Origin of the sequence: Paludibacter sp. 221, assembly GCF_010501035.1 — a bacterium.
Classification (GTDB): Bacteria; Bacteroidota; Bacteroidia; order Bacteroidales; family Paludibacteraceae; genus QVMH01.
In genome coordinates this window covers 35545-48278 of record NZ_QVMH01000010.1, presented here as the reverse complement: position 1 = coordinate 48278, position 12734 = coordinate 35545, and the positions used below count along the sequence as shown (strand labels likewise).

Sequence of the window (12734 nt, the reverse complement as noted above, 5' to 3'; positions counted from 1 at the left end):
GAGTACAGGACCACACTTGCATTTTACAGCTAAAACAGGCGGTGTGTGGCAGGGTAACGGTTACGTAGGGGGTAATTGGGTGGAACCTACGCCCTATTTGGAGATACCGGATTAATGTGTCAATATCTTAATGTGCCAATATGCCAGTAATTATAAAACGAATCCGCAAGCTTATCCGTAACTACGCAGCTTTGCTCATCCGTTACTATCGGTGGCGCAATCACCCCAATAATTGGGAGCAAGTGGCGCGGTTGGATATGTGGAATAAAAATTTAGAGATATGAAAACATCAGACGAAATCGAAGGATGAAAACAAAAGATATGCTTTTGTTAGAGAAAACTACAAATAAAAGGCAGATTGTGAAATACCTTGTTTATTTCACATGTCTTATTTTATTTGTAGCCTCTTTTTTGCTCCCTTGTATTTTTTCAAATAAAGCATCTGAGCCTATATACATCGAAACAATAAAAAGCGATACTATCTATATTGTCGACACAATAAGAATAGTTGAAACGCAGATCGTTAAGGAAACGGTTATCAAGTGGCAGACGGACACACTTATACTTCATGGTACGGATAACGACTCGACCGTAGTGGATATTCCCATTAGCCAAAAAGTGTACGAAGGTGATAATTACGAGGCTTACGTTTCGGGCTATAAACCAAATCTCGATAGCCTTAATTTATTCATCCCCAAAGAAACTATCACCAACACGGTGTATGTGCCTAAAATAGAATACAAACGCCCTAAGTGGGGTGTAGGCATACAGGTGGGATATGGTACGGATTTCGGGCGGTTCTCGCCCTATATAGGTGTAGGGATACAGTATAATATCTTTTCGTGGTAAAATAACTACAATTGTTCAATTTTTCATGGTTTTTTAGATTAGTCCCGGCTTGCGATAAGTCGGGGCTTTTTTGTCCTTTACAACCCACACTCGTAAGATTATTTTCGCTTATAAAATAGCGAATTATGATTTCGGATAAAATAATCAAAGACGGATTTGTAACAAAAACACTGCGTGCCGGCACGAATAAGGTATTTGAGTTACAATCAGAAATAGCCCACGAAATATTACAACAACGAACCGGACGATTATTTGCAAACCTGGAAGAACGGAAATTCGGACTTGATGTTAAATCTGAGCATTACACTGTCACTGTTCGCATTCTCAACTACCTCCGATTCCAGGACATCCGGTACAATGATAAACTACGTTCGGATCTTCACTTGTACAACCGGACTGTGTGGGGCGTGTTGTATGGAGAAACTCTCCCTGAACTTAAATACGGTCTGACAGATGAAATTCGGGAAGCTATCCGTAAACGCCTCGAAGCTGCAGGTCTGCAATTAACCATCGATTTCGGAGAATAAAACATTACTATCATGGCAAAAAAACTAAAGGACGACGAAATAAAATGGATACTCGATGTGGATTCTTCCAAAGCACAGCAAGGTATCCACTCCCTGAACAAAGAGAATAAAGAACTGGAGGCGACAAATAAGTCGCTTCGTAAATCGATGAACGACCTGATTGCTGCAGGCAAAAAAGAAAGTGACGAATATAAAAAACTGGACGCAGAAATCAAGAAAAATAATAAGACTATTTCCGAAAATAAGAAAAAGGTAGACGAGCTTGAAAAATCAATGGGCATTGAGGCCCTGACTATGGCACAACTCCGGAAAAGGGCAAAAGAACTGCAAACGCAGCTCAACCATACTTCAAAAGCCACTAATCCGGAGGCTTATGCCAAACTGGAAAAAGAACTGGGAAAAGTAACTAACCGCATTAACGACCTGAACGGAAAAAATAAACAGGTCAACAAATCATTTTCTACTATTAGAGGTGGATTAGCTGTTTTCCTCGGAGGATTAGGTATTAAATTCACTCAATTCTTAGGAAAAGCGGCACAGCAGGCTAAAGAGTTCGTAAAACAAAGTATCGAAATTGCATCTAAGGCCGAAGGTGTATCTACTGCTTTTGACAAACTGAATCAACCTGACTTATTAAAAAATCTCCGACAAGATACCAAAGGGCTTATTTCCGATTTCCAACTGATGCAAACAGCAGTGAAAGCACAGAATTTTGGAATTCCTTTTGACAATCTTGGGAAACTATTAAAGTTCGCTCAACAACGTGCTCAGGAAACAGGCGAAAGTGTAGATTATCTGGTAGACTCCATTATAAATGGTATCGGAAGGAAATCACCACTAATACTGGATAATCTGGGAATATCTGCTTCAAAACTACAAGAACAGGTGAAGAAAACAGGAGATTTTGCTGGAGCTGCTATTGAGATTGTAAACGAAGAACTGGAGAAACAGGGCGATCTTGCTTTGACCAGTGCCGATAAAGCACAACAGGCTTCTGTAAAGTGGGAGAATGCTCAGCTTGCAGTGGGAAAGCGTTTCAAATGGTTGGGAGATCTTTGGAATAATATCTCCGGAAATATTGCCGATTCAATTACCAAATTAGCAGGAGATACACGCAATGCCTCACAGGTATTAGACGACCAGATAACAAAAGTATCTGAATTAGAGGTCAATATACGTCCGCTTGCAGAACGGTACGACGAACTGAGTACTAAAACCGAATTGAACTCTACAGAACAAGAGGAATTGAATGGTATTATGAATACTTTATCTGATAATATACCGGGGATAGTAACAAAATTTGATGAATATGGTAATATTCTTTCAATTAACACAGATAAGGTGTATGACTATATTGAGGCCGAAAAGGCACGCCTGCAGTACACACACCGGGATGCAATAAAACAGGCTGAGAAAGATATTGATGAGTTCTCGAAAAAATTAGACATTGCTCAAAAAAAATATAGCACAGGATATTATGAAGAAACCATAACTGATAGGAAGCATGGAGAGACATACACTGTACGCCATGCTTATTCTCCTGAAGAAATGAAACAATTTGAAAAAGAAATTCAGGAATATGGACAACTTATTTTAGGAGCGGAAGAAGAAATAAAAGAATTATCCGGAAAAACACTGGAGGATCAGATTAATGCTCAAAAAGAGCTTATTAAACACCGTCAACAATTCAATGCTGCAACAAAAAAAGAACTTGACGAATGGATAAAAAATGAAGCTAATGCAGCAAATAAACATTTGGAACTTGCCAAACAGATATATGAGCAACGCTTTGGTTCCGGAACAAATACCCCAACCGACGAAGAAAAAAAGCAAGCAAAGGAAAGGGAGAAAAACCTAAAAAAAATACTGGCTGACTCCCAGGCACTCATCGATGCTGAAACCAAGGCATACAACGACCGCCTGAAGGCAGCAGGCCTATTCGGCAAAGAGCGCAATAAGCTCACCATGGAAGAACTACAGGAGCAGCTCCGTATCGAAAGCGATTACCAGGCACGGCTTACCGAAATTGCTATGGAAGCAGAGGACAATCGGTTCGAAAAAGCAAAAAAAGATGCCGGTATCGATGGAGATCCCGAAAAGTTGACAGCCGAACAAAATAAGGCTCTCGAAATACTCACGGAACAGCACGAGGCCAATAAGCAAAAGATAAGGGACGATGGAGCAAAAAAGCAGGTAGACATGATGAAGGCTACCGACCAGGCTATCCTCCGGAACATCCGTACTGCAGGCCAACAGGAACTGCAAGCCATTAGTGCAGTAGAGAGTGCTAAAATAGCTGCACTGAAAGCAGAACTGGCCGACGGGATAAAAACACAGACACAGTACGACCAGGAATTAAAACAGATTCAGAACAAAGCACTGGCTGACCGTCTCAAGTCGCAACAGGATTATCTGGCCACACTCAAACTGCTGACCAATCCCACCGACGAACAGAAAAAAGAGATTGAGCAAACAGAGGAAGCCATCCGTCAAACTCAAAACCAGATTAACGACGGGAAAATAACGGACGAACAAACGTATCAGGAACGCCGAAAAGCTGTTCGCGACCAATACGGGCTTACATCGCTCAAAGAATCGTACGAACTGGAACTGAAAGCCCTGAAAGAGTCGCTCGACAATAAACTAATCTCTGAAGAAGAGTACCAAAGAGCAAGAAAAGGGCTTCAACTTAAATACGCCGGAGAGTATATTCAGGAAGTACAGAAAATTATTTCGGCTGCTGCAGATACCATTAATGCCATTCAGGAAGCACAAGTAGCCCGTTCGCAGGCTAACTACGAGAAAGATTTCAGTGCACTGCAGGAGCAGCTCGACAACAAAACGATAAGCCAGGAAGAATATAACCAGAAGAAGGAAAAACTGGACTACGAACAGCGCAAAAACGAGCTTGAAATAGAAAAACAGTTTGCCGATGCACAGTTCGCTATCAAGTCGGCCGAGATACTCGCAGCGTCGGCACTGGCTGTGATGAATGCATGGGCAAGTGCTATGACCATACCGCCTCCGGCAGGGCAAATCATGGCAGGGGTACTTACAGGGTTAATCGGTATTACCACCATAGCCCAGATAGCAGCAGCCAACGAACAGCGCAAAGCGGTAAAAGCCACCACGCTCGAAGCTCCATCCACCTTGTCGGGGAGCAACGTCAGTGGAAAAGTAGTGATGAACGATGGCTTTGCCGATGGTGGGTTCAACCATTCCGAAATGAGTGGATATACCGGCGATGGTGGCCGGTATGAGTATGCCGGCACATTCGCTAACGGAAAGAACGTTCATAAAGGAGAATACATCGTGGCACAACCCGAAATGAAAAACCCTGCACTTATACCGCTTGTACGCAGGATTGAAGCAGTAAGAAGGAAACGAACGAATAAAAATCCGTTACCCAATGGATTTTCCGACGGTGGATACAATGGTACAGACGTGCTTCCATCCGGTATCACACAGGCCGAAACAAGCCTTTCCGAAAGCATCGGTACATTTGCCCGGGCAGTAGATAAGTTTGCGATTACCCGTGTCCGGGGCGATTGGAACATGTCTGAATTCAAAACAGCCAACGATGAATATAACAGTTCGATGAACTTGGGGAACAGGTAAGAATTCAGAATTCAGAAATAAGAAGTAAGAATAAAAGCAATAATCCGTCCAGTCTCTTGACTCTTGACTCCTAACTCTTGGTTCTTGGTTCTTGATTCTTGATTCTTGGCTCTTGGCTCTAAAATCTAACTACTAACTACTCGCTACTCGCTACTAACTACTAACTTGTAACTCGTAACTCGTAACTAACAAATGATTCAAATAATAGACAAATCCACCGGGCAACGGTACGACCTGCCTGCAGGCATGAAGATAAGCGTACTGGAAACACAGCCCCTACTCACAACACAAGGGAGCATCACCCTGCAGACCGCACTGGAGTATACCGACAATAATCTGCGTATTCTGGACTTTCCACACCGGTACGACCGTCGGCGAAAATACATGGCCAAGCGTGAAGTGATTATCATGGCCGGAAGTTTCCAACTTGTAGCAAACATGGTAGTAACATCGGCGCAAAAGTACCAACCCATCAAAGTAACCTTTCTGCTCGACGAAGGCGAAATTAACAATCGGATAAAAGATGCAACTATGGAGGGAGTGTTTGGAACGATGATATTCGATATATTCTATGGTAGCACGGCAGAAAAGGTTGTCCAGTGCGTTGATTATATGGACCGGGTGATGTGTGGTGATAAGACGGAAGAATTCCACGTATTCCCGGTATGTACTGAATTTAATGAAACCGAATACCATGACTTCCTGAATCATGTGGCAGTACCCACCAACAATGGATTGTGGACTGCAGCTACTAAAACCGACCGGAATGGGAATGCCTATTACCGCTTATCGGCATACCGTACTTATAGTGTCAGCATAGATGGTAAAACAATAGATTTTCCTATCGGTTATGGAGTTACTCCTTTCCTGAAACTAAGCGTAGTATTGCGCCGCCTGTTCAATTATTTCGGGTTCAATCTGCAGGAATCGCTGTTCGACACCGACCCTGATTTGAAAAAGATGGTAGTGCTCAACAATACCGTCGATGCCATACTCAAAGGAGTGTTCAATTACGGTCAGCTCGTACCCAACTGTACGGTAACCGAGTTTCTCGATGCGATACGCTACAAGTTCGGATGCGATTTCTTTCTCCAGAAAGACAATGTAAGCGTAAAAGTGGTGTTCTGGAACGATATTTTAAGCAATACGAACTACAACAATGTTTCGCAAAAAATAAATATGTACCCCGTTGCCGGATACGAAAAGCAAAAAACCGTAAAGCTCACACAGAAAAAGAGTATCAACGCATCCAACTACTATTTCTTCGTAAACTCCTACGAAAGTTATCAGGCGTTCAAAAAAATATTTCCTAATGTAACTCCTAAACAAACCTACTCTGAAACACAGACAGCCCCGGTAGGAGTTTATTTTGCTCAGAATTATTTACTGTACGTACAACGCCGAAGTATTATTGATTCCGGACAAGAATATCTTATTACAGATACAATAGGACAAGATGGATGGGATTATTTCGAAGAAAATGACGAATTGGAAACGATGGAGTATCAGTCTACTGATGACTATGTGCCTATCGTAAGAGCATTTTTAAGTGCTAAATGGAAATCAAGCACAATGGTACCAAGGGTTATAACACCATTTGTAGATAAAGTCCGGCAGAAGAACTCTGTTATCCAATACAGCGACAATACTACCAACGAAGATAAGGTAGGAAAAGATTGCCCTATCATGTTCTGCTATGCACATGGCAGGGCTGTGGCTGAAAACAACAACGCCAATGTTGAGCGTTGTTTTTACGGAACCACTTACTCGTTCAACAACGCAGGAGTGCCCAATGGCAACCTGCACCTGGTGTATGGGGGCGACAAAGGATTGTACCACCGCTTTTGGGAACGTTTCGACAATGTGCTCCGGCACTCGTTCCAACCGGTGCAAACCAACCTGAATCTGGATACGGTAGACATTATGCGATACGATAAAACGCAGCCCGACCTGATAGACGGCCAACCCCTGCTAATGGAGAGCATGAAGTACGAAATATCCGATACAGGAGTCCGTCTTATCGAGATAAACTACCGTACCATAAAGAAGTACGAGGACTGAAAAAAAATACGTTATTTGTAATTATGTTTTGCAAATCAAAATAATTATATTATATTTGTATCACAATCAGAAAAGACATGAGAATCATTGCACACAGAACGATAGTAGAATACAGCGAACAACAACCACTGGCAAAAACAGCTCTCGAATGTTGGTACAAAACGGCTAAGGCAGCTCAGTGGAAAAGCATACAGGATATAAAGCAAGCGTTCAACAGTGTGGATTATGTAGGTAACAAACGTTATGTGTTCAATATCAAAGGTAACGATTACAGGTTGATAGTAAAAATCCTGTTCGTGCAGCAGATTATATACATCCGGTTTATCGGCACACACACTGAATATAACAAAATAGATTGTTCCACCATCTAAAAAATATGACATAACATGGTACGAATAAAAACCGAAGAACAATACCAGGTACTACTTAAAAAGGTAGAAAACCTGATGGAAGTAGTAACAGAAGATACTCCATCTACCGACCCTGCATACGTAGAGCTTGACCTGCTTGCCGATTTGGTAGAAGAATATGAAACAGCACATTATCCGGTAGGCACACCATCGCTTGCCGATTTGCTGAAGCTACGCATGTATGAAATGAACCTGACTCAAAAAGCACTGGCCGAATTATTGGATATAAGTGCTCCGAGGGTAAGCGAATACCTTACCGGAAAAACAGAACCTACCCTGCAAGTGGCACGAAGAATGCACACCAAACTGAATATCGATGCTAATGTGATTCTTGAAACTGTATAAGTAGTCAACATATCTACATATCTCGGATGTTCTCCCTGCTTTATTAGCAGGGATTTTTTTTGAAAAATAATCGAAATATTACTCTAAATAATTTGCATAGTAGTAGAAAAATAGTTATCTTTGTAATGTAGTTAATTAATAAAACATCTTTGACATTATGAAGTATTCAGAGCTAAGAAAAATCCTCGAAAGTGCAGGGTGCTACATTAAGAGGAACGGCGGAAACCACGACTGGTATTACAGTCCGACAACAAAACAGAGCTTCCCCGTAGGACGGCACAAAACACAGGAAGTACCCAAAGGGACATTAAACAGTATCTTAACTAAGGCGGGGTTGAAATAACCCCCGCCTGTAAAAAATAAAAACTATGAAAGCAAAAGTTATTATCGAAAGAGGAACTGACGGTTTTTATTCGTTGTATATGAATGAAGATAAGTTCGATTTCGGGCTGAATGGGCAGGGCAATACGGTAGAAGAAGCTAAAGAGGAATTTCTACAGGCCTACAACGAGCTGAAAGAGATGTATGCGGAAGAAAAAAAACAGGTTCCTGCACTCGATTTTGTTTATGAATACGATGTGGCCTCTTTCCTGAATTATTATGACGGTATTCTGTCGAAATCGGGTTTGGAAAAGATTACCGGAATTAATCAAAAACAGCTTTGGCATTACGCATCAGGTACACGAAAGCCAAACCCTGAAACCGTAAAAAAAATACAAGACGGGCTGAACCGTTTTGCAAAAGACCTGGAGCAGGTGCATTTTATTAATTAACTACAACAATTGAATACTTTTGCATCAGCTCAAAGCCTGCTTTTTTTTAAAGCAGGCTTTTTTTATTTGTTAAAATATTCATTATCTTTGGCTTGAATAATTTAACACCTGTAGCTTATGAAAAAAACATGCTTATTCCTAATTCTCATGCTTGCCATTACAGCGTGCAAAGAAAAAGAAACTGAAATTGATTTCCCCGAATCGTTTGATAACTCGGAGTGGAAACTGGAGTATCGGCAGAACTTAGACAATGTAGGACACATTAACCTCCGGCTGATGGCCGATGGAACGATACAGTCAGTAGATTACGATGGAAAAGAAGTAAGGTCATCATCCTGGGAAGAAAGAAACGATTCTATTATCCTAAATTTTCAACGGGTATATCAGGATAGAAAGTGTGCACCCCAATTTATTTTTAATTTAAAAAGAATAGACAAAAAATCGTTAGAAGGAGAACTCGTTACATGGGATTATTATGGACAAGAGTGCCGATTTTATTGGTACTCTCCAACTATTGTTACAGGCACACGAACAAAATAAACTAATTATATTATGGAAAACATTTCACAAAAAGAACTATTCAATCTTTTAAATAATGAAGTTAATGAATTAGGATTGGATAATATTTTGTTAGGTTTAAATTTAATGTATAAAGCATTTGAAGCATCTGAGTTTTATTCAAACACTGAATATCATAGAATTATTGATAAATTAAATAAGGATTTAATCGTTATTTTCCAAAGTACAGAAGAATATAGAAAAAACAGAGAAATTAGAAATCAATTAAAAAGTACCTTCGGTTTTAATGCTAAAGAATTTGAAAAACACAAAATATCAAAGGAAAATACTATTAAGGATCTTATCAACGTTGTAAATACTGAAACTATTTTTTACGACAAAAAAGTAGTTATAACTGGAATTTTTGAAAAATATCCTATTCGAGACACATTAGCTTATTATTTGAAATGTTTGGGTGCAGATGTGAACACAAGTATTTCTTCTAAAACTAATATTGTCTGTGTAGGAACTGAAGCAGGCCCTAAAAAAATTGAAAAAATTAATCAGTTAAATCAATCCGGATGTAATATTAAAGTTATAAATGAAAATGAATTAAAAGAGATATTAATCCCAATATTTAATAAATAATATGGCTAAAAAAGAATATATCAAAATAACCCCCGAAGGTTTAAACTTACTTACTATATTGAACTATGGAAGCATCGAAGAAATGAATGGTTTTTATGGAAAAGAAGTATTTTTAACTGAGGGCTTCTCCGGAAATACAGATTATTTATTTCAGGCGTTAGGTAATCTTGGAGCATTTGCCAGAAAAAAAGACCTTGATAAAGATATATCTGTAATAATAATAGGCAACGATATTATAGATAATTTTAACAATAGTTTTATTCAGGATATTGAGGATAAGCTAAACCAGAACAGTTCTCCATACCGACGCATGAAGTATATATCAGAAAACCACTTGATATGGTATCTGGAAAACAGAATCAAAAACACTAATGATGATTTATTGGACGACTTAATCAAAAAATATAAGGTAAGCAAAAAACAGATTCAACAAGGTAATTTATTTTGATATTCGGTCGCCTTTATCATAAAGGCAACTGAATACTTTGTTGTATGCTTAAATAGAAAAACGATGATAGTAAAAATTTCATTGAGGTTTATTTAAAAAACGGGAATTCCCGTTTTATTAACATTTCAAGAAAACAGTTGGTTCTGGATTTACAATAGAATCAAGAAAATCAATAGTTTCTCTTGCCTGTTTCAAAAAAACACCTATATTTGCAGTGCTAAACAATTTATTGCGGAGAAGTAATTCTCCACCACTGCAAAGACAGGTGGTTTTTTTATGTCTGAAAAATACTTATTGATAAACGGCAGTGTCCGTATTCTGAGCCGGTAAGCCCGGTAATTTCTCCGTAAGGATTGTTTAGCAGCAGGATATAGGCACTGCTTTGTTTTTGCCTTACAACTAAAATGCTAAACAATCCGAAATGAAAAAGAATCCTATTCCTGCCGTACCTCCGGCAGATGTGCTGCACAACTCGCAGCTGTTTTCAAAAGAAGTAACAAAAGCATCGGTAATGAGCTTTGCACGCGACTTGTGCTCAGTTTTAAAAACTAAAAACAGGGTAACACTACACCATGATAGTGACGAAACCATCCTTACCATACTAACAGGAGAAGTACTGGTAGATATACGTATGAGTGAAAGGAGGGTGCAGTTATGAGTAATCCGGTGGAATTTAAAATAGGCAATGTAACTATCACACCCCGAATGGCAGAAACATTGAATGAATGGTATGATGTTGATTCCCCTTGGGAATCATTCCCTGCAATGGCTTATGAAAGCCTATCGCAAGTACAGGACGAAATATCTAAATTACTCACAACGTGCTCTCAGGAAGAGCAGGATAAATTTATCGACCTGATAGCCTATTTACTCGATGTAAGAAATAATTTAAAACAAATGATTCCTAATAAAATCACTACTTTTGAAAAATAACTTATAATAAAAATGAAGGAAAATACTGAAGAACAAAAAAAGGACGAACGTCCTATACTTTCCTCCATGTCGGTAAAAGATGCCGTTTACCGTTGTGGTATGCTGCAGTTGGATTTTGAAGATATATGCCTGTTGCTTGCCGAGAAAACAAATCCGGAGCAACTCATGGCCGAGCTGCAGGATCCGGAGAGCGAACCCTACCAATGGTATCATCAGGGAGTAGCCGAAGGAAAGCTCAAGCTCGCCATCGACCTGGAGTATAACGTTGGCGACCCCAAAGCCAAAGATGCTTATAAGAACCTTTCGGCCGAACGCCGACGTGAAGCCGTCAATAAAAAGCTCAAAGATTTATTCGGATTATAAACCGGTTCTGAAATTACTATCCTATTAAACCTCATTCATCAAAACGAATGAGGTTTTTTTTGTCCTTTTGACACCGCTTTCACTTTTATACTTTTGCTATTGATGAATGCAATAAAACAACCAGGACAATACGCTTTTACAGGAAATCCGGTATTATTCATACTGGAGACAAATGATAATTCCCTCGTTACAGTTACTGTAAGTGTGGCCAACCGTACAATGGCATTCACCGCATATCCTTATTTTGTTTCACCGGGCGTTTTTCATATTGAGTTCGACATCCAGGATATACTCAAATCATTTGTAGGAGATGTTTTTACCGGAGACGAAATAATTTCGACCGGCGAGCTTCAATCATACTCACTGCAATGTGTGGATTATTTCTTCTCCGGATTTGCATTGCAGGGAGGAACATCCAAGACAATGCAACGTATTCTGAGTAAGAATAATCTGGATATTTTCACATATCGATTTCTGAATCCATTAAATCAATTTCTTTTTACAACCAGAAGCAACCAGAAGGTTATAAAAATGAGAAGGAACGAATTGCGTGAATTATACTTCCTGAATCCTCTAAATGAAACTATTGAACTGGTATCTGACACCGGAGGGTCAAAAACATTATCTGCTTATGAAATTGGAGTACCGGTACATATAGATATGATCCGTTTTTTTCAGAATTATTTTCCAAACCCGGATAGTATAAAGGAACTGCAGATAAAAGTAAATGGAGTAATAGCATGCACCATTAATATATCCGACAGCCTACTGGAAGAACGTTATTTACTTCAGTTTCGCAACTCGCTGAATGTATTTGAGTATCTGGAACTGAAAGGAAAAGCAAAATACACGCCTGAATTTACAGCTGATAACACTTATAATAAGTACAATTCCGATATAAACGATCTGGAGAAAAGTAGGCGACGTGAAACAGCCACTACAATTATTGAAGCAGAAACAGGCTTCCGCCCTACACTCGATCTGCAGTTCATCAACGACCTACTGACATCGGATGAGATATATCTGCAGGAAAACGGCGAATGGCTGCCATGCCTGGTAACTGCATCGCCCGGATATGCGAAAAGACAAACCATACCGGAGAGCATACTACTGAATATTGAAATGGTGGATGCCGGAAGTCTGCAAAGTCCTATCGACGGAGATTTCGAGATATATCCACCAACCGTACTGACTGATAATTATGGAGAAATACTTACAGATAATGATGGAAATGTTCTAACATCGAATTAACAATATAAAA

Annotated in this window: 16 protein-coding genes; all 16 read left to right on the top strand. The window is 39.6% G+C overall.

The window, feature by feature from the left end:
* Positions 1–140: 140 nt before the first annotated feature.
* The 16 genes from D0T49_RS03920 (at position 141) to D0T49_RS03845 (ending at position 12724) form a co-directional block, all read left to right on the top strand.
* Positions 141–284: a hypothetical protein gene (locus D0T49_RS03920; RefSeq protein ID WP_163629286.1), complete on the top strand. Its 144-nt coding sequence runs from the start codon at positions 141–143 to the stop codon at positions 282–284.
* 22 nt (positions 285–306) lie between these two features.
* Positions 307–849, top strand: coding sequence for a DUF6808 domain-containing protein (locus D0T49_RS03915; protein WP_163629285.1), 543 nt, complete (start codon positions 307–309; stop codon positions 847–849).
* A 125-nt stretch (positions 850–974) separates the two neighbouring features.
* Entirely contained in the window at positions 975–1376 is a 402-nt protein-coding gene (locus tag D0T49_RS03910; protein WP_163629284.1) for a hypothetical protein, read from the top strand.
* A 12-nt stretch (positions 1377–1388) separates the two neighbouring features.
* Positions 1389–4994, top strand: a complete 3606-nt coding sequence (locus tag D0T49_RS03905; protein WP_163629283.1) for a hypothetical protein — start codon at positions 1389–1391, stop codon at positions 4992–4994.
* Between the two features lie 192 nt (positions 4995–5186).
* Entirely contained in the window at positions 5187–7055 is a 1869-nt protein-coding gene (locus D0T49_RS03900; protein WP_163629282.1) for a hypothetical protein, read from the top strand.
* Positions 7056–7132: 77 nt separating this feature from the next.
* A complete protein-coding gene (locus tag D0T49_RS03895) occupies positions 7133–7426 on the top strand; it encodes a type II toxin-antitoxin system HigB family toxin (RefSeq protein WP_163629281.1) in 294 nt (97 codons plus the stop codon).
* Between the two features lie 15 nt (positions 7427–7441).
* Entirely contained in the window at positions 7442–7810 is a 369-nt protein-coding gene (locus D0T49_RS03890) for a type II toxin-antitoxin system HigA family antitoxin (RefSeq protein WP_163629280.1), read from the top strand.
* Positions 7811–7967: 157 nt separating this feature from the next.
* Positions 7968–8153, top strand: coding sequence for a type II toxin-antitoxin system HicA family toxin (locus D0T49_RS03885; RefSeq protein WP_163629279.1), 186 nt, complete (start codon positions 7968–7970; stop codon positions 8151–8153).
* A gap of 25 nt (positions 8154–8178) precedes the next feature.
* A complete protein-coding gene (locus D0T49_RS03880) occupies positions 8179–8583 on the top strand; it encodes a helix-turn-helix transcriptional regulator (protein WP_163629278.1) in 405 nt (134 codons plus the stop codon).
* A 117-nt stretch (positions 8584–8700) separates the two neighbouring features.
* Positions 8701–9123, top strand: coding sequence for a hypothetical protein (locus D0T49_RS03875; protein ID WP_163629277.1), 423 nt, complete (start codon positions 8701–8703; stop codon positions 9121–9123).
* Between the two features lie 12 nt (positions 9124–9135).
* Positions 9136–9729: a BRCT domain-containing protein gene (locus D0T49_RS03870; RefSeq protein WP_163629276.1), complete on the top strand. Its 594-nt coding sequence runs from the start codon at positions 9136–9138 to the stop codon at positions 9727–9729.
* Between the two features lies 1 nt (position 9730).
* A complete protein-coding gene (locus tag D0T49_RS03865; protein ID WP_163629275.1) occupies positions 9731–10177 on the top strand; it encodes a hypothetical protein in 447 nt (148 codons plus the stop codon).
* Between the two features lie 421 nt (positions 10178–10598).
* Positions 10599–10835 (top strand): hypothetical protein, encoded by a 237-nt coding sequence (locus tag D0T49_RS03860; protein ID WP_163629274.1) that lies wholly within the window; start codon positions 10599–10601, stop codon positions 10833–10835.
* On the top strand, positions 10832–11110 hold the full coding sequence (locus tag D0T49_RS03855; RefSeq protein ID WP_163629273.1) for a hypothetical protein: 279 nt from the start codon (positions 10832–10834) through the stop codon (positions 11108–11110). The genes D0T49_RS03860 and D0T49_RS03855 overlap by 4 nt, the downstream gene beginning before the upstream one ends.
* Positions 11111–11122: 12 nt before the next feature.
* A complete protein-coding gene (locus D0T49_RS03850; protein WP_163629272.1) occupies positions 11123–11473 on the top strand; it encodes a hypothetical protein in 351 nt (116 codons plus the stop codon).
* 102 nt (positions 11474–11575) lie between these two features.
* Positions 11576–12724 (top strand): hypothetical protein, encoded by a 1149-nt coding sequence (locus D0T49_RS03845; protein ID WP_163629271.1) that lies wholly within the window; start codon positions 11576–11578, stop codon positions 12722–12724.
* Positions 12725–12734: the final 10 nt, after the last annotated feature.